Genomic DNA, 17,876 nt, shown 5'->3' on the forward strand with positions numbered 1-17,876 from the left:
AGGTCAAGGGGTTGCATCGAAGGCCCGATCCCGCTAGCCATAGCACCCTCTCCTTCCGAGCGGATCACACGCACCATGTCCCTGGGACGCTACGACTACGACCGTCGCTACCGGCGCCGATTCTGGGCGCGTTTCGGGAAGTTCGCGATGTTCGCCGTCGTTCTGCTGGGCGTCGGCCTCTTCGCCTACCAGATGGGCATCGAGCAGCTGAAGGGCCGCGACGTGACCCTGCGGGAGGAGAATGCCGCCCTGTCGCGCCAGAAGGCGGAGCTGGAACTGCTCGCCAGCCAGATGCAGCACGCCGCGCGGACGGCGGAAGCCAAGGCCGCGGAGCTGGAGGCCCGCCTGCAGCGCGAGGTTCCCACGGGCGACCTTGCCCGGCTGGCGGGGTTGATCGGCGAGCGGCTGAAGGGCGGCATGGACGCCAACCGGCTCGCCTTCGTCATCACGCAGGCCCAGCCGGTGCGCAATTGCCAGCAGCCGGAGAACAAGCGCTTCGCCCTGGCGACACCGCTTCTGAAGACCGGCAACCGAGCGGTCACCTTCGGCAACAACACGGTGACCGTCAGCGGCGAAGGCCAGTCGGCCCGCAATCCCCAGGGCGCCCAGGAAAGCTGGTTCGACCCGGCGCAGCCCGTGACCATCAAGGTGACGTCCATCGGCGGCAAACAGACGGTCGCCACCGGCGTGCTACCGCTGCACCACGCCGTCGTGGTCGACAACGCCGAGTACCGCTTCACCTTCACCGCCGGCGCCCGTTCCTTTGTCGAGGTCACGGCCGACCGCTGCCCCTTCCCGTAAGAGACGTCAGTCCTCAGGCACCGTGAAGGAGCGCGGGGCCTCTCCGGCGGCGTGGATGGCCCACATCGTCTCATAGGCGCGCTCCAGCGCCCGGGCCATGCGGTCCGTGGCGAACAGCGGGGCGCGGTCGCGGCCCGATGACAAGCGCGCCTTCAACCCGGCCAGCTCATCCGGCCGTCGGGCCAAGCGCAGCGCTGCCGCCTCGTAGGCGTCCAGGTCGGGAACGGCCAATTCGGGCAGCCCCACGGCGCGCAGCAAACTGGCTCCCACGCGCGAGGCGAAGCCGTCCCCCGGCACGGTGAGGACCGGCAGGCCGGCCCACAGCGCGTCGCTGGCCGTGGTGTGGGCGCCGACCGGCGTGGTGTCCAGGAACAGGTCGGCGAGCCGATAGCGCGCCAAATGGTCGGCCGGCGGCCGGCGCGGCGCGACGACCAGCCGCTCCGCCGCGACGCCCCGGCGCACCGCTTCCCGGCGAAGGTTGCCGGCAACCTCCGGCGCACCGTCGAGCAGCCACAGCACGCTCTCCGGGACGGCCGTCAACAGGCGGCACCAGAGGTCGAACAGCACCGGCGTGATCTTGTAGGGCGCGTTGAAGCAGCAGAAGACGAAGCCGCGCTCCGGCAGCCCGCAGGCGGCGCGCGTCGGGGTGGCGCCGATGAGCCGGCGGCGGTCGTTGGGCTGGTAGCAGGACGGCAGCTGCACGATCCGCTCCGAAAAGTCCGCCTGCCGGTCGAACGGCGTCACGACGGGGTCGCCGATCACGTAATCGAACCAGGGCGCCCCCATCGTGCCGGGATAGCCCAGCCACTGCGCCTGCACGGGGGCGGGGCGCTGCGCCGGAATCTCGATGCGGGCGCCCTGGGTGTGCCCCTTCAGGTCCACCAGGATGTCCACGCCATCGTCGTGGATGCGCGCGGCCGCCTCGGCGTGGGGAACGGCCGACAGGTCGACGAAGCGGTCGAAGGCGGCGACCAAGCGCCGCCGCATCGGCCCACCGTCGTCGGGGCCGTAGGAATAGCCGATCACCTCCACCCGGCGGCGGTCGTGCCGCTCGATCAGTTCGGCGAGCAGCGCGGCGGTGGCGTGCTCCTGGAAATCGGACGACAGATAGCCGACGCGCAACCGGTCGCGGGCGCCGCGCCCATGCCGGAAGCCGGGCGCCGGAACGGCTCGCGTGCGCCACGCGCTGTACCGCTCGGCGCAGGCCCGCTCCAGCGCAGGGCCGGCGCCTTCGCCGAGGAGGATCCAGGGGTGCGCCTGCTGGGTCGCGCCGTCCCGGACCATGGCGACCAGCCGGGCGGAGCGTTCGGCCAGCCCGTCCCAGCGGCACAGGTGCCGCTGCTGCTGCACCAGCTGCGCCAGGACGCCGCCGACGTCCGGAAGGCCAAGCGCGAGCGCCCGTTCCAGGCCGGGGACGCTCTCCGCGATCCGGCCCGCTTCCTTCAGCGCGATCCCCAGATTCGCGTGGGCTTCCGCCAGATCCGGGCGCAGGGCGAGGGCGTTGCGGAATCCGGCGGCGGCCAGTTCGGACCGTCCCGCCGCCTGCAGGACCGCCCCCAGGTTCAGCCACGCGGGCATCAGCGTCCCGTCGCGCGCCAGGGCGTCGCGCAACGCCGCTTCCGCCGCGTCCAGCCGGCCGAGCGCGCGCAGCAGGACGCCCTGGTTGCAAGGCGCGGCGGCGAACGAGGGCATCAGGCGCGCCGCCGCGCCATAGGCGTCCGCCGCCTCATCCAGGCGGCCCAGCGCCTGCAAGGTCAGGCCGAGGTTGAAGTGCACGCCCCCGAACCCCGGCAGCCAGGCCAGGGCGCGGCGGTGATGCGCCAGGGCCTCCGCCGGCTTGCCCTGTCGGCGCAAAGCCTCGCCGTGGTTGGACCGCGCCACGGCCTCCTCCGGCGTGCCCGGTTCGTCCAGCGCGTCCAAAGCGGCGAACAGCGCCTCCAACAGCCCGCCGTCGCTTGGAGACGCGGCGAGCATCCGCCGCGCCTCGTCGATCCGGGCCTGGAGGTCTGTCGGCACGCGGGGGCCGCCTATTTCCGGACCCAGCGTCCGCCGGACAGAACGTACAGGCCGGCCGGCGTGCGCTCGATCAACTGCTGCCCGGCGAGCGCCTGGACCTTGTCCACCGAGGTGCCGTTGCTCTTGGCGATCTCCTGGTAGCGGGCCATGCGCTGGGCGTTCACCTGGTCGGCCAACTGGGCGGCGGAGGCCGGCGCGCCGGTGACGGCGCCCACCAGCCCGTCCGGCCGCTCGCCGATCTGGCCTGCGGCCTTGGCGGCCGCCAAGGCGTCCTGGGCGTGGCCGGGCGCGGGCGCCGCCAGGGCCAGCGTCAGCACCAGCCCGATCGCGGCGAGAATCCGGTTCATGGAGTCTTCCCTCCTTTGACAGCCCCCGCCGGCGGCACGCCGAACAGGGCCGGATCGTCGGCTATGGCCTTGTCCAGGTCGCGTTCGACCTTGACGCGGACTTCCTGCTCGATCCGGATGTTGAGGTTGATCTCGATGGGCTTGTCCGGCGCCTCGATCTTCACGGTGGGCGCGCAGGCCAGCAGGCCGGCGGTGGACAGGCCGCCGATGGCCAAGCCCAGGATGGCGGAGCGGCGGAGAGGACTGGTCGGTCTCATGGATTTTTTCGTTCGAACTCCGTCATGCGGTCGCGGACCGCGTCTGGGATGCGGTAGGCGTCGAGGCTCTGCCGCAGGATCCGGTCGAGCGCGCCGCTCACCTTAAGATTAAGCGCAACCGGATAGCCATCGTAGAATGCCGGGTTGGCCCCGCGGATGGCGATCCCGACCCGCAGGTCGCCGCCCGCCTGCCCGTCCACCGTGGCCCGCAGGGTCTCGAATCGGAAATCGGTCAGGGCGTTCCTCAGCAAATCCGTCGGGCTGCCCTCCTCCCCCTCCAGGAAGCTCGGCGGGTGTGCCGGGTCGTAGCGCAGGGTGCCGGGCGCGTCGGCCTCCAGCACGCCGCCGTCGAGATGGACGGCGTTCTTCGCGATGCGCACGGGCAGGCGACCGCTCACCGTGCCGGTGGCGTCCAGCCCCTCCACGGCGGCGAGGGCAAGCAGCGGTCCCAGATGAACACCGTCGGCGCGCAGCGCGACGGTGCGCTCCCCGGCACCAGGGGCGATGACGAAGGGCTCCGCCCGCAGCCGCCCGCCGGCCCAGCGCCACTCCGCGCGCTCCACAGCGAGGGCGCCCGTCTTGCCATAGCCGAATCGGACGGTCCCATCGGTCAGCGGCAGCCCGACGTCCAGCAGCTTCACGGCCAGGGTCTGGCCGGGCGGAAGCACGGGCGGGGTGAAGCTCGACAGGGTCAGCACGCCGTTGACCCCCGACACCGCGACCGGCCCGAACCGGCCGCCCAGGTCGGTCAGCCGGACGTCGCCCTGCGCCGCCACGCCCTTGGAGTCCAGCCGGAAGCGCAGCTTGGCGGTCAGGCTGCCGGCCGGCTCGCTGACCGCCACCGTGCCCAGCCACGCCGCGACCGGCGGCAGGCTCTTGGCCGGGGCGGAGAGGGTCGCCTGCCCCAGAAGGCTGTCGCCCTGCCCCGCCGCGGTGAGCCGCAGGGTGCCGCTCGCCCGCCCCTTCGGCGTGACCAGCGTCACGGCCGCATCGTCGACCCGCAGCGTGTCGACCGGCAGAGCGGCCATGCCGTCCTGCTGGCCGGCCTTTTCACCCGCCGGCCCGCCGCCGCCCAACACCATGCCGGCGAGCCGCAGGCGGCCGTCCTTTCCCGCGTCCAGCGTCAGGCGGCCGTCCGTGAGCGTGACCGCGGCCAACCGGCCCTCCAGCAGCGACGCCAGCGGATGGTCCAGAGTCACCACCCCGGCCACGGTCCCCGCCTTGTCCAGCCGGACCGTCGCCCGGCTGCGCTCCGGCAGGAGTTCCGCGACGCTGACGGTCGCATCGGGAAAGCCGGCGCGGCGCAGGGCCCAGGTCGCGCCGGCCTCGGCCAGTTCGGTCCGGTAGACCGCCAGCAGGGCGAGCGCGCCACCGCCGACCGCGATCAAGGCCACCCCGCGCCGCAAGATCCGTCCCCCCGCCATCGTCCCTTCATCCGTCATGAACAGCCGAGCGCAAGCTTATCTTCCATACGCCGGGCCGCGCGAGGGGACGACTGTGCGACATCGATGCGACTGGCTGAACGGGGTGGGCCGCAGGGTGGCTTTGCATCGGCGGCTGTTTCCCCTATGGTCGGCACCGCGGAATCGGCACATCGGAGAGTTTCGCATGTTGCGGTGGACGCGCATTCTCATGGCGACGCTGATCGCCACATTCTTTTTCGTTCAGGGGGAGGCCAAAGCCTTGGATCCGGAAAACACCCTTTACCTCGACCTCAAGGACGGCCGCGTGGTCATCGAACTGCGCCCGGACCTGGCACCGAACCACGTCGCCCGCATCAAGGAGCTGACCCGTCAGGGCTTCTACGACGGCGTCGTCTTCCACCGCGTGATCGAGGGCTTCATGGCCCAGACCGGCGACCCGACCGGCACCGGCACCGGCGGCTCCGGCAAGAAGCTGAAGGCCGAGTTCTCGAACGAGCCGCACGTCCGCGGCACCCTGTCGATGGCCCGCACGCCGGACCCGAACAGCGCCGACAGCCAGTTCTTCATCTGCTTCGCGCCGGCCTCCTTCCTGGACCGCCAGTACACGGTCTGGGGCAAGGTCGTCGAGGGCATGGAATTCGTCGACAAGATCAAGAAGGGCAGCCAGGCCCGCAACGGCCAGGTCGACGGTCCCGACAAGATCGTCAAGATGCAGGTCGCCGCGGACGCCAAGTAAGCGCCGCCAATCCTGACGCGGACCGGTTCCACACGGTTCGGGGACCGAAGGGGCGCTTCGCGCGCCTTTCCGGTCCCCGTGCTGTTTCTCGGCCCCGCTTCAGGGCGCGTCCAGCGTTCCGGTCATCGCGCGCAGCAGGTGGCGCATGCTCTGCGGCCGCTCCTGCCACCGCATCGACAGGCCGGCGAACAGCACGCTTTCGAAGGCCGGCGGCACCGACACCCCGCATTCCGACAGCTTCGCCACCTTGTCGTTCATGAATCGGCTGGTCGCGTCGGGCGGCGCCTTGCCGGTCAGCGCCTGATAGGTCGTGGCGCACATGGCGTAGACGTCCGTCCACGGACCCTGCCGGCCGTCGTGCGAATACTGCTCCGGCGGGGCGTAGCCCGGCTTCAGGATCACCGTCAGGCTGGAATCCTGGCCCGCCGCCTGGCGCGCGGCCCCGAAATCCAGCAGCTTCCGCTCGCCGCCCGTGGTGAGGAAGATGTTGTCGGGGCTGATGTCGCGGTGGATCAGCCCTTGCTCGTGCACCGCGTGCAGCGCCTTCATGATCGGCGCCAGAATGGTCAGGGTTCGCCGCGCGTCGATGCGCCCGCCGCATTCCGCCACGTATTTCTTCAGCGTCCGGCCTTCCAGAAGCTCCATCACCAGATAGGCGGTGTCGTTCTCCTCGAAGAAGTCCTGGACGCTGACGATCTCCTTCACGTCGCGCAGCCGGGCGAGCAGCCGCGCCTCCTCCAGGAACTTCGACAGGCCGGCGGCGAAGCTGCGCGCGTGCTCGTCGGAGAAGGGAATGACGCCGGACGCCCCGGGAACGCGCGAGATCAGGTTGGCCGGGTAGAACTCCTTCACCGCGACCTTGATGCGCAGGCGGTCGTCCCATCCCAGGTAGGTCGCGCCGAAGCCCCCCTGCCCCAGCACGCGCCCGACCCGATAGCGGCCGAGCAGGACCGTTCCCGGCATGAGATGGACGCCGTTCCGGTTGTCGGACTGCTTTGGGTAGCCGCAGCCCCGGCACATCCCCTGGACGACCGTCCGGCCGAAGCAGCTGGGGCACATCGCCGCATCGGCGGACGACGAGGCGGTCGGTGACGGGGCGGCCGGTGACGGGGCGGCGGGGCCGCGAGCCGCCGCTGGCGCCACTCCCGGGGCCGGCGCCGTCAGCGCGGTGTGCGTGCCGGGCCGTGGCGCGGTCGATCGTTGCGACGGCCGCGACGAAACCGGCGCCGACTCCGCGGGCCGGGGACGCGACGCCGGCGGCTCGGGTCGGGACTGGGATTGCGGTTGCGGGGCGGGCTGGCAGGGCGACGGGGGCGGGGCTTGGCGCAGCTGGTCGAGCAGCTCGTACAGGCGCCGAACCTCCGCCTGCGCCAGCTCGTCGTGCTGGGCGGTGACCAGGTCGGTCTGGAACTGCGGCTGCCGCACGATTTCCAGGATGTGCTGGCGCAGCAGCGGAAGCGCCCCCTCCTCCCGCACGAGGCCGGAGCAGGCGATTTCGGCCAGACGGATGGTCCGGCGGCGCAGCATTGGCTCCACCTGCCGCAGGCGCTGCGCCAGGCGGCCCCGCTTGGCGAATTCGTCCACGATGAACTCGGTGCGGCCGGCGATGCGGACGCGCGTTTCCTCCGGCAGGCCGGACGCGCGGATGGCCGCGACGGCGCCCGCGATGGCCTGCTGGAACCGCGGCGTGTCCGGAGTCTGGACGATGGTGTTCTCCACCAGCAGCTCGTTCCCGAGCGCGGCGTCGAGCGCGTCGGCGATCTCCCCCATGTGCCGTTCGGCGGCGGGCACCGTGGAGACCGCCGCCAGATAGTGAATCCGCGCCATCAGGTCGGCCAGCGTTTCGCTGAGCCCGACGATCGACCGCCGGTAGGCGCTGGCCCCACCCTGCTCCAGCCGGCGGGAATAGCGGACGGTCAGCGCGTCGGCCATGGCGCCGCCGCCCATCACCTCCATCGGCGTCAGGAGATGCCCGGACAGGACGCGCAGAAGCTCGGCCTCCTGGTCCGCCGTGCCCCGGCCGAGCGGCTGCGGGGCGCGCAACTGCCGGCGGATCCGGTCCAGCGCCATGGAGCGGGCGACCGGCAGCTTGCCCTGCCGGAACCAGCCGTTCAGGATCCCCGTGCGGTTCGGCCCCATGGCCTCCATGGGGACACGGCCGAACATCGTGTCGCACAGCCTCACCAGCAGCCCGCCGGGCGGCAGTGCCGCGCCGAACAGCTCCTGCGTCGCGGCGACCGAGCACAGGATGTCGCCGATCACCCCGTCCACCTCGGCGGACAGGCGCGCGTCGGCATCGCCCTGGAACAGCTCGATCAGGCGGTCGAGCTTGGCCGACCAGGTCCGGTGATCGGCCAATTCCAGACTGATCGCGACGCGCAGGTCGTACGATGCGTCACCGGTCGGGGATCGGCCGGGCCCGCCGGCCAGCACCGCGTCGATGGGCGGCCGTCCTTTGGGCAGAGTGCCGAAGGCCACCTGCGCGACGCGCGCCTTGGCGTTGGTTTCGGCGATGGCGTCCTGGATCGCGCTGCGCCGGGATTTCGGGTCATGTCCGGGGGTGCGCGCCTGGACGGTCGCGATCTTGCCGACGGCCACCTCCACGAGGGGGCCCTGGTCGAGCAGCTGCCGCAGAGCCTTCGCGCCGTGGATCACCTCGGTCGGGGTGAGCACCATCGAATCCAGATACTGGCGCAGGGCGGCGCCGATCACGATCCGGCTTTGCGGGGCGTGGTAATCGGCGAGGGTGGTGCAGATGTCCGCCTCGTCGAACGCGCCGACCGGACCGGCTTGAAGGGTGGGCATCGGCCTGGACACGCTGTGCCTATGTGCGGGAGCGAAACGACGGGGAGCGGCCGAAGCCTTGAAAGCGCATTGTCGACCGCATCCGGTAAACAGGGCGTATACATCGCTCGACGACGGCAAACGCGGGGGTTGTGCACGCGGCCGGGCATCACCCACCGCCGGCTGCCTCCGAATCGCGTCGCCTGTCCGACCGTTCATACCCGTCCGCGCGGGCCGACGCGCTTCCCATCGCTCGCCGGCTGTGCGATACCCGAGTCTCGACCGCCAGGAGGCCGACTTGGGCACGGACATCGACGCGGACATCCTAACGCTGCGCCGCCCCAGAGGGGGCCGATTTGGCGGCCTTGGGGGCGGGCATGGGGACATGGAATGCCTTCTGTGTCCGGACAAGGGCGGCTCCATCGCCCGGCTGACGCTCCATGGCCCGGACGGTCCCGTCGACCTCCTTCGGCCGGCGACCGGCTGGGCCTTGCAGCACGGGTCGGCCGTCGACATGGGCTGCTTCCCGCTCGTCCCCTTTTCCAACCGCATCGCCGCGGGCCGGTTCGACTTCGACGGACGGACCGTCGAGCTGCCGCTGAACATGAGCGGTTGCCCACACGCCATCCACGGCGATGGCTGGCAAGCCGACTGGTCCGTGGCGGAACGGACCGACTGGGCGGCGCGGCTCGTCCTCCGCCACGGCGGACAGGGCTGGCCGTGGCGCTACCGCGCTGTCCAGGACATCGCGCTGGAAGGGGACGGCCTGACCGTCGTGCTGGACGTGACCAACGAGGATGATCGCCCGATGCCCGCCGGAATTGGGCTGCACCCCTATTTACCGAAGCCGCCGGGCACCCGGCTGTCGGCGCGGGTCGGCGGAGTGTGGATGAACGACGCGACGCTCCTGCCCAGGGACCGCGCCGCCCTGCCGGAGGAGTGGCGCTTCCCGGACGGCGTGGTGATGGACCGGACGGTGCTGGACAACGGCTTCACCGGCTGGGACGGCCGCGCGACGCTGGACTGGCCGGGCCGTGGCCTGCGCCTGACGATGACGGCCGACGGCCCCTTCGGGCATCTGGTGATCTACGCCCCGCCGGGCGAGGACTACCTGTGCGTCGAGCCGGTCAGCCACATGACCGACGCGGTCAACCGCGGGCAGGAGGTGGACGCCGGCCTGCGCGTCCTCGCCCCCGGCGAGAGCCTGCGCGGCACGATGCGGCTCACCCTGTCCCCGCTCCGCGGCTGACGGAGCCTTCCGGTATCAGCGGCCCGGCGTCAGCGGCAGCGGACAAAGGTCGCGCCGAAGGCGATGGGCTTGTCCAGGCGCAGGAACAGGCGGTCGAGCCGCGGCATGTCGGCGGTGTCCAGGCGGAGGGTTCCGGCGATGCCGACGGAGTCGGGTTTCGGCGCTTCCGCCCGGAAGGCGATTCCCTGCCCCGGGCCGCCGTCCTCCACCGTCACGCGCCCTTCCACCGGCAGGCCGGCGATTCGCGGGTCGTGGAGGCCAAGCGCCATGTCCTTGGCCGTCTCCGCCTTGGAGATTTCCAGGTAGGAACTGCGGCAATCGTCGATCGGGGTGCGGGTGGCCGGGTCGGCCTTGGCCCAGCGGCCGGCCAGTCCGGCGACGCCGGGCTGCCGCTGCTTCGGCAGGAAGGCCCGGGGCGGCGGCTGGACCGCGCGGGGAGGTGCCGCCTCGGTGATGGTCACGGGCTGGTCCGCCACCGGCGCCCGCCGGGCCGCCCGCTCGTCGTCCAGCGCGCTGGCGCGGTCGGCGTACTGGCGCGCGAGGCAGGCGGCACGGTCCTTTGCCTTCTTCGGGTCGTTCAGGTCGGCTTCCGTCACCGGGCAGGCCGCGTCCCGCCGCTGCACCCACATCCGCTGGCCGGAGGCCAGGGCCTCCTTCCCGGGCTCGCCGGTCTCATCCGCGAAGGCCCTCACCACGGCGTCGAGTTTGCCGGCCGCGGCGGCGAGCGCCGGATCCCGGCAGACGAGCTGCCCCGCGGGCGTGTTGGCCGTGGCGCAGTCCGGGGCGCCGGCTGTGGAGGTGGCCGTGGACGGTGTCTGGCCCGCGGCGTCCGCCGCGACGGCCGGCACCGCCGAACCAACCGCCAGGAACCCCGCCAGAACAATCGCTGCCCGCATCGAAAAATCCCTTACGCCGGAAACGCTTCCAGCACGGCCTTCACTTGCCGCTGGAAATCCTGGTCGCTGCGATAGCGCGTCAGGACCGTCTTGTCACGCTGAACGAAGAACAGCATGTCCTCGCGCTTGGGCAGGGAGCGCTGGTTGGGCTTGTCCAGAAGCTCCCCGTTCCAGTCGATGCGGGCCATGAAATAGGCTGCGCGCGAGTACAGCATGAACAACTTGTTGTCCGGCGCCATCCTCTCCCGCCGCAACAGCCCATAATAGTAGTAATTCCGGCCATGGAAATAGTTGGTGTAGATGGCCTGCAACGCGGCAAAGCGCTCGTCGGGCGAATTGATCTTCTTCACCTGCTTTTCCAGCTTGAACCCGGCGTAGAAATACTCCCGCGCCTCGTTCTCGAAGGAAAAGGGGGAACCGCGCATGAGCGCCATCTGCTCCCCGTATTTGCGCAGGATCCGGCCCATCAGCAGTTCCAGGAACCGCCGCTCCGCCGCCAGCTCAGACGGCACCTGCATGATCAGCTCGAAGACGTGGCGCAGGTGGTAGGGATGGCGCACGACGATGACCGGGACGTTGCCGACCTTCCGTCCCGGTGCGCGCCGGCTGGCGGGGGTGGACCGGGACGCCGACACCGACGCGATGACCGAAAAGGCCGTGTCCTGGAGCTTCCAGCGCATCGCCATCTGGGACGACTGCTTGCCGAGGTTGAAGCTGGCCAGCCGGCGTTGCAGGCGGCTGCGCCAGGTTTCCTTGGGCATCTTGTGCGTCGGCAGGTCCGGAACGGCCAGCGGGTTGCCGAGGATGTCGGCCGGAGGCGGCAGCGGGTTGAAGTTGAAGTATTTGCCGGTGACCACGCCGCGCGCGGCTCCGCCGGGGACCATGCCGCCCCCGCGCGCTCCGCCGCCCATCGACGTCGCCGACACCAAATCCATCCGCCGCCAGACCCTTTCCTGCGCCCTGCCCGCAACCACCCACGCGCCTTGCGGGCGAATTGTTTCGTGTACACCGTTGCCAGAGAAAGAAAACACTGACCTTTATACGGTCACGTGCACAAGTGGAAAAGCGGCTCCGGTAAAGCGGGATGTCGCAGGGCTTTTGTCCCACCGGACGATCCCGCAGGTGCGAAGGCACTCTGTCCGAGCGAAATGGTTGATGGTATCCTTCCCGTCCGCGTGCCGGACAATTCCGACCGGCAGCCGCTGCCGCTGGACCACGGGTGGGGCATTCATGGCGATCCACGTCGCTCTCAATCACAAGACCGTCTACCGCTACGACCGCCTGATCAATCTGGGACCGCAGATCGTCAGGCTCCGCCCCGCCCCGCATTGCCGCACGCCGATCCTCAGCTACTCGCTGCGCGTGTCGCCGAAGCAGCACTTCCTGAACTGGCAGCAGGATCCGCAGTCCAACTACCAGGCTCGCTTCGTCTTCCCGGAAAAGACGCGGGAGTTCGTGGTGGAGGTCGACCTCGTCGCCGAGATCGCCGCCATCAACCCCTTCGACTTCTTCCTTGAGGAGAAGGCGTCCAAGATCCCCTTCACCTACGAACCCTGGCTGGAGCGCGAGCTGCGCCCCTACCTGGAGACCGAGGTGCCCGGGGAACGGCTGGCCGCCTACCTCGCGGACATCCCGCGCGAGCCGACGGCGAGCATCAACTTCCTGGTGGACGTCAACCAGCGGCTCCAGCGCGACATCGGCTACGTCATCCGGCTGGAGCCGGGCATCCAGAGCTGCGAGGAGACGCTGGGCAAGCGCACCGGATCCTGCCGCGATTCGGCCTGGCTGCTCGTGCAGATCCTCCGCCACCTCGGGCTGGCGGCGCGCTTCGTCTCCGGCTACCTGATCCAGCTGACCGCCGACCAGAAGGCGCTGGACGGCCCCTCGGGGCCGGAGGCCGATTTCACCGACCTGCACGCCTGGACGGAAGTGTTCCTGCCCGGCGCCGGCTGGGTGGGCCTGGACCCCACCTCCGGACTGCTGGCCGGCGAAGGGCACATCCCGCTGGCCTGCACCCCGGACGCCTCCTCCGCCGCCCCCATCTCCGGCCTGGTGGACGAGTGCGAGGTGGAGTTCGGGCACGAGATGTCGGTCACCCGCATCTACGAGGCGCCGCGCGTCACCAAGCCCTACTCGCCCAAGCAGTGGTCGGAGATCGAATCGCTCGGCCACCGCATCGACGAGGAGCTGCAGGCCGGCGACGTCCGTCTGACCATGGGCGGCGAGCCGACCTTCGTGTCCATCGACGACATGGACGGGGCGGAGTGGAACACCACGGCGCTCGGCCCGCAAAAGCGCAAGCTGGCCGCCGACCTCGTGCACCGGCTGATGAAGCGCTTCGCGCCCGGCGGCCTGCTGCATTTCGGGCAGGGCAAGTGGTATCCCGGCGAATCGCTGCCGCGCTGGGCCATGACCGTCTACTGGCGCCGCGACGGGGAGGCCTTGTGGGCCAACACCGACCTGCTGGCGCGCGAGGACACCGACTACGGCCACACGGCGGAGGACGCCGGCACCTTCCTGGTGACCCTGGCGAAGAAGCTGGGGCTCGACCCGGCGCTGGTGCTGGCGGCCTATGAGGACCCCTGGCATTACCTGCGCCGCGAATCGCTGCTGCCGGTCAACGTCGATCCGCTGGACAGCAAGCTGGAGGACAAGGAGGAGCGGGCGCGGCTGGCCCGCGTCTTCACGCGCGGCCTGAACGAGCCCGTGGGCTTCGCCCTGCCGATCAACCGCAAGATGACGCAGCAGGGGCCGGTGTGGCTGTCCAGCGCCTGGCCGCTGCGCCAGGAGCGGCTGCTGCTGATGCCGGGAGACAGCCCGGTCGGCTACCGTCTGCCGCTCGGCTCCCTGCCCTGGGTGGCGCCGCAGGACTATCCCTATTCCTGGGAGACCGACCCGTTCGAGGAGCGCGCTCCCCTGCCGCCGAACCGGGTGCCGCTGCGCCAGCACGCGCTGCGGGACGAGGCGGACGGCGGCGAGAGCGCCATGGGAAAGCGCCGTTCCCACATCCAGCGCGCGATGGCCGAGGTGCGCGCGGAGATGCCGGAGGAGGGCAAGTCCGCCTGGTGGATCGTCCGCACCGCCCTGACCTGCGAGGCCCGCAACGGCCGCATCCACCTGTTCATGCCGCCGATGAACACGCTGGAGGACTATCTGGCGATGCTGGCGGAGATCGAGGCGACCGCGGTCGAGCTGGACATGCCCGTGGTGATCGAGGGCTACCAGCCGCCGAAGGATCCGCGCCTGAACTCGCTCGCCGTCACCCCGGATCCGGGCGTGATCGAGGTGAACATCCACCCGTCCCACAGCTGGGACGAACTGGTGCGCAACACCCAGGACCTCTACGAGGACGCGCGCCAGTCCCGCCTGGGGGCGGAGAAGTTCATGATCGACGGGCGCCATTGCGGCACCGGCGGCGGCAACCACGTGGTCATGGGCGGCGCCACCGCGGCCGACAGCCCGTTCCTGCGCCGGCCCGACCTGCTGCGCAGCCTGATCACCTTCTGGCAGAACCACCCGTCGTTGTCCTACGCCTTCTCCGGCCTGTTCATCGGCCCGACCAGCCAGGCCCCGCGCGTGGACGAGGCGCGCGACGACACGCTGTACGAGCTGGAGATCGCCTTCAACCAGATCGACAAGGCCGCGGCGGAGGGCAACTGCCCGCCCTGGATCGTCGACCGCGTCCTGCGCAACCTGCTGACCGACGTCCAGGGCAACACCCACCGGGCCGAGTTCTGCATCGACAAGCTCTACTCCCCGGACAGTTCGACCGGACGTCTGGGGCTCGTTGAGTTCCGCGCCTTCGAGATGCCGCCGCACGCGGAGATGAGCCTGACGCAGCAGCTCCTGCTGCGCGCGCTGGTCGCCCGTTTCTGGAAGTCTCCCTACAAGGGTAAGCTGGTGCGCTGGGGGACGGAGCTGCACGACCGCTTCATGCTGCCCTACTTCGTGCAGCAGGACATCGCGGACGTCGTGGCCGACCTGCGCGACCACGGCTACCCCATCGAGGAGCGCTGGTTCGACCCGCACATGAACTTCCGCTTCCCGGTCTACGGCCACGTCAACCAGCGCGGCATCTCGCTGGAGCTGCGCATGGCGCTGGAACCCTGGCACGTGCTGGGCGAGGAGCCGGGCGGCGGCGGCACGGTGCGCTACGTGGACAGCTCGGTGGAGCGGGTGCAGGTGCGCGTCACCGGCCTGACCGACGCGCGCTACGCGGTCACCTGCAACGGTCGCCGCGTGCCGCTGATCCCCACGGGCATGGAAGGGGAGTTCGTCGCCGGCGTGCGGTACCGGGCGTGGCAGCCGCCCTCCTGCCTGCACCCGACGATCCCCGTGCACACGCCGCTGGTCTTCGACATCGTCGACCTGTGGGCCGGCCGGTCGATCGGCGGCTGCACCTACCACGTCATGCATCCGGGCGGCCGCAACTACGACACCTTCCCGGTCAACGCGAACGAGGCCGAGGGGCGGCGCCTCGCCCGCTTCTTCCCCTTCGGCCACACCCCCGGCCCGATGCCGATCCCGGCGGAGGAGCGAAACCCGCAGTTCCCGATGACGTTGGACCTGCGGCGGGGCTGAGAAGCGGCCGGGGCTGGTCAAGGACTGGCCAAGGAGTGGTGGTTCTTCCGGTCGGATCCCGCATCCGGCCGGAAGCTTCCCCGAACCGCCCCTTGCATCGGCGGGAACGCGCGTTCACACTCCGAGCGCCATGCACCAAATGTGAGCACGCGACCCCACCTTGCCCAACCGCGACCCCACCCTTCCCGACCCCAGCGCCCCCACGCCCGTGGGGCTGCGTCCGGTGCCGTTCCTTCAGGGGTCGCTGTTTGGCGAGGCCGATGCCCTGGGCTATGGCACAGGCCAGGTCTACGACGAGATGGTCACCGGCCAGGGCCGGCTTCGCCCGCACTGGCAGAGCTTCATGGGCACGCTGGGTCCGCTCGACCCGGAGCTGATGGCCGAGCGGTGGGAGGAGGCGCGGCGCCTCCTGCACCAGAACGGCGTCACCTACAACATCTACGGCGACCCCAAGGGGATGGAGCGGCCCTGGCCGCTCGACATGGTGCCGCTGCTGATTCCGGCGCACGAGTGGAAGGCCGTCGAGTCGGGGCTGGTGCAGCGCGCCACGCTGCTGAACGCGGTGCTCGCCGACCTCTACGGGCCGCAGACGCTGACGCGCAGCGGGCGGCTGTCCCCGGCCGTGATCCACGCCGACCCCGGCTTCCGCCGCGCGGTCCACGGCATCCGCGTCCCCAACGACATCCACCTGCATTTCTACGCGGCCGACCTCGCCCGCGCGCCCGACGGGCGCTGGTGGGTCCTGTCCGACCGCACCCAGGCGCCGAGCGGCAGCGGCTACGCGCTGGAGAATCGGGCGGTGCTGGCGAAGGTTCTGCCCGACAGCTTCCGCCACTGCCAGGTGGAGCGGCTGTCGCCGTTCTTCGAGGCGTTCAAGGACACCCTGCTTTCGCTCAGCCCGCGGCGCGAGACCCCGCGCGTGGTGCTGCTGACCCCGGGGCCCTACAACGAAACCTATTTCGAGCACGTCTACCTCGCCCGCTACCTCGGCATCACGCTGGTGGAGGGGGCGGACCTGACCGTGCGCGACCGGCAGGTGTTCCTGAAGACCCTGTCGGGGCTGGAGCGGGTGGACGTGATCCTGCGCCGCCTGGACGCCGACTTCGCCGACCCGCTGGAACTGCGCGCCGACAGCTCGCTGGGCGTCGCCGGACTGATCGAGGCGGTGCGCGCCGGCAACGTCGCCCTGGCGAACTCCCTCGGCTCCGGCTTCATGGAATCGATGGCGGTCAAGCCGTCGCTGCCCATGCTCTGCCGCCACCTGCTGGGCGAGGAGTTGAAGATGCCCGGGGTCGCCGTCTGGTGGTGCGGCGACGACGCGGAGCGCGCCTACGTCATCGACCACCTGGACGGGCTCGTCGTCAAGCCGGCCTTCCCGTCGCTCGCCTTCGAGCCGATCTTCGGCGCCGACCTGTCCGCGGCGGAGCGGATGGCCCTGGTCGAGCGGATCAACGCCCGCCCCTGGTGCTACGTCGCGCAGGAACGGCTGGCCCTGTCGACCGCGCCCGTGTGGCAGGGCGGCCGCCTCCAGCCGCGTCCCCTGGTGCTGCGCGTCTTCCTCTGCGCCCGGCGCGACGGCAGCTACGCGGTCATGCCCGGCGGGCTGACGCGCGTGTCCACCGAATCGGGCAAGCTGGTCGTCTCCATGCAGCGGGGCGGCGGCAGCAAGGACACCTGGATCCTCGCCGGCCGGCGCAGCGACAGCGCCCCGGCCCAACCGCGCCCGCAGGCCGGACAGGATGCGACGGAGCCGGTGCTCCGCCCGGCCGCCAACGACCTGCCGAGCCGCGTCGCCGACAGCCTCTACTGGCTCGGCCGCTACGCGGAGCGGTCGGAGGGGGTGGTCCGGCTGCTGCGCGCCACGCACACGCGCCTGACCGACGGCAACATGCCCGGCGCTACGGCGCAACTGCGCCCCCTGCTCTGCCTGATGGCCTGGGAGGGCGTGATCCCCTGGGACCTGACGCGCGTGTCGGAACTGGGAAGCGGGCGCGCCCTGCGCAACGCGCTGCACACGTCGGTGGTCGATCCGGACCATCCCAACAGCCTGCGCGCCCAGGTGCTGCGCCTGCACCGCACCGCCTATTCGGTGCGCGACCGCCTGTCCCTGGACATGTGGCGGGTGATCTCCATGCTGGAACGGCAGAGCCAGACGCCGCGCCAGAAGCTCGACGCCGCGGCGATGCTGCTGCGGCTGGACGACCTCGTCACCATCCTCGCGGCCATCGCGGGCATGGAGCAGGAGAGCATGACGCGCGGCCCCGGCTGGCGCTTCCTCGACATCGGCCGCCGCATCGAACGGGCGCTGCACACCATCTCCATCATGCGCGGCCTGAACGTCCAGGGCCTCGACCGGCAGGAGGAGGGCACGCAGGCGGCGACGCTGGCCGTCCTGCTCGAACTGGGCGAGAGCGTGATGACATACCGCAGCCGCTACCTGACGACGGTCCGGCGGACGCCCGTGCTCGAACTGCTGCTGAGCGACGAATCGAACCCGCGCGCGCTGGCCTTCCAGCTCGCCGCGCTGGAGCAGCACGTGACCGCGCTCCCCGGAACCGCAAAGCCCGGCCCTGGCGCCCCCACCGCAAGCGCGCTGTCCATCGTCCAGGCGGCCCGCGCCTCCCTGCGCAACCCGGAGAGCCTGCGGTCGAGCGAAGCGCTGAACACGCTGCTCGACACGCTGGCGACGTCGCTTCCGGACATCTCGAACCTTCTCACGCACGCCTATTTCAGCCATGCCTTTGCCCGATCGGCCTGACGCCCCTTTCAACCAGGACTCCGGCCC

At 70.9% G+C, this 17,876-nt stretch carries 12 protein-coding genes; 5 read left to right on the forward strand and 7 right to left on the reverse strand.

Features of this window, described 5'->3' with window-relative positions; translation table 11 throughout:
* Positions 1–75 precede the first annotated feature (75 nt).
* Positions 76–801, forward strand: a complete 726-nt coding sequence (locus tag J2851_RS01660) for a hypothetical protein (protein WP_209762888.1) — start codon at positions 76–78, stop codon at positions 799–801.
* Between the two features lie 6 nt (positions 802–807).
* On the opposite strand, the gene J2851_RS01665 is transcribed toward J2851_RS01660, so the two are convergent.
* Genes J2851_RS01665 through J2851_RS01680 form a run of 4 tightly spaced genes read right to left on the reverse strand, consistent with a single transcriptional unit; the run spans position 808 to position 4,845 of the window.
* On the reverse strand, positions 808–2,817 hold the full coding sequence (locus J2851_RS01665) for an O-linked N-acetylglucosamine transferase, SPINDLY family protein (RefSeq protein ID WP_307419172.1): 2,010 nt from the start codon (positions 2,815–2,817) through the stop codon (positions 808–810).
* Between the two features lie 11 nt (positions 2,818–2,828).
* Positions 2,829–3,164, reverse strand: a complete 336-nt coding sequence (locus J2851_RS01670) for a YdbL family probable chaperone protein (protein ID WP_209762891.1) — start codon at positions 3,162–3,164, stop codon at positions 2,829–2,831.
* Complete coding sequence (locus J2851_RS01675; protein WP_209762894.1) at positions 3,161–3,421, reverse strand: YnbE family lipoprotein; 261 nt, start codon at positions 3,419–3,421, stop codon at positions 3,161–3,163. Before J2851_RS01675 ends, J2851_RS01670 begins: the two co-directional genes overlap by 4 nt.
* On the reverse strand, positions 3,418–4,845 hold the full coding sequence (locus J2851_RS01680; RefSeq protein WP_209762897.1) for an intermembrane phospholipid transport protein YdbH family protein: 1,428 nt from the start codon (positions 4,843–4,845) through the stop codon (positions 3,418–3,420). Before J2851_RS01680 ends, J2851_RS01675 begins: the two co-directional genes overlap by 4 nt.
* Positions 4,846–5,029: 184 nt before the next feature.
* Here J2851_RS01680 and J2851_RS01685 point away from each other — a divergent pair, with 184 nt between their 5' ends.
* A complete protein-coding gene (locus J2851_RS01685; protein WP_209762900.1) occupies positions 5,030–5,581 on the forward strand; it encodes a peptidylprolyl isomerase in 552 nt (183 codons plus the stop codon).
* Positions 5,582–5,680: 99 nt separating this feature from the next.
* Here J2851_RS01685 and J2851_RS01690 read toward each other — a convergent pair whose 3' ends face one another.
* A complete protein-coding gene (locus J2851_RS01690; RefSeq protein ID WP_209762902.1) occupies positions 5,681–8,386 on the reverse strand; it encodes a serine/threonine-protein kinase in 2,706 nt (901 codons plus the stop codon).
* 364 nt (positions 8,387–8,750) lie between these two features.
* On the opposite strand from J2851_RS01690, the gene J2851_RS01695 reads away from it, so the two are divergent.
* Complete coding sequence (locus tag J2851_RS01695) at positions 8,751–9,614, forward strand: aldose 1-epimerase (protein ID WP_209762905.1); 864 nt, start codon at positions 8,751–8,753, stop codon at positions 9,612–9,614.
* 29 nt (positions 9,615–9,643) lie between these two features.
* Here J2851_RS01695 and J2851_RS01700 read toward each other — a convergent pair whose 3' ends face one another.
* A complete protein-coding gene (locus J2851_RS01700) occupies positions 9,644–10,510 on the reverse strand; it encodes a lysozyme inhibitor LprI family protein (protein ID WP_209762908.1) in 867 nt (288 codons plus the stop codon).
* 11 nt (positions 10,511–10,521) lie between these two features.
* Positions 10,522–11,445, reverse strand: coding sequence for a hypothetical protein (locus J2851_RS01705; protein WP_209762911.1), 924 nt, complete (start codon positions 11,443–11,445; stop codon positions 10,522–10,524).
* Between the two features lie 295 nt (positions 11,446–11,740).
* Here J2851_RS01705 and J2851_RS01710 point away from each other — a divergent pair, with 295 nt between their 5' ends.
* Entirely contained in the window at positions 11,741–15,091 is a 3,351-nt protein-coding gene (locus tag J2851_RS01710; protein WP_209762914.1) for a transglutaminase family protein, read from the forward strand.
* 160 nt (positions 15,092–15,251) lie between these two features.
* A complete protein-coding gene (locus J2851_RS01715) occupies positions 15,252–17,849 on the forward strand; it encodes a circularly permuted type 2 ATP-grasp protein (RefSeq protein ID WP_246500346.1) in 2,598 nt (865 codons plus the stop codon).
* Positions 17,850–17,876: the final 27 nt, after the last annotated feature.

The sequence above is a fragment of the Azospirillum rugosum genome (assembly GCF_017876155.1).
Lineage (GTDB): Bacteria > Pseudomonadota > Alphaproteobacteria > Azospirillales > Azospirillaceae > Azospirillum > Azospirillum rugosum.

Bases quoted from the DNA above. Each gene is read 5' to 3' on its own strand.
- J2851_RS01670 (WP_209762891.1), bottom strand. From the start codon at position 3,164: ATGAACCGGATTCTCGCCGCGATCGGGCTGGTGCTGACGCTGGCCCTG.
- J2851_RS01705 (WP_209762911.1), bottom strand. From the start codon at position 11,445: ATGGATTTGGTGTCGGCGACGTCGATGGGCGGCGGAGCGCGCGGGGGC.
- J2851_RS01675 (WP_209762894.1), bottom strand. From the start codon at position 3,421: ATGAGACCGACCAGTCCTCTCCGCCGCTCCGCCATCCTGGGCTTGGCC.
- J2851_RS01710 (WP_209762914.1), top strand. From the start codon at position 11,741: ATGGCGATCCACGTCGCTCTCAATCACAAGACCGTCTACCGCTACGAC.
- J2851_RS01700 (WP_209762908.1), bottom strand. From the start codon at position 10,510: ATGCGGGCAGCGATTGTTCTGGCGGGGTTCCTGGCGGTTGGTTCGGCG.
- J2851_RS01685 (WP_209762900.1), top strand. From the start codon at position 5,030: ATGTTGCGGTGGACGCGCATTCTCATGGCGACGCTGATCGCCACATTC.
- J2851_RS01690 (WP_209762902.1), bottom strand. From the start codon at position 8,386: ATGCCCACCCTTCAAGCCGGTCCGGTCGGCGCGTTCGACGAGGCGGAC.
- J2851_RS01660 (WP_209762888.1), top strand. From the start codon at position 76: ATGTCCCTGGGACGCTACGACTACGACCGTCGCTACCGGCGCCGATTC.
- J2851_RS01695 (WP_209762905.1), top strand. From the start codon at position 8,751: ATGGAATGCCTTCTGTGTCCGGACAAGGGCGGCTCCATCGCCCGGCTG.
- J2851_RS01680 (WP_209762897.1), bottom strand. From the start codon at position 4,845: ATGGCGGGGGGACGGATCTTGCGGCGCGGGGTGGCCTTGATCGCGGTC.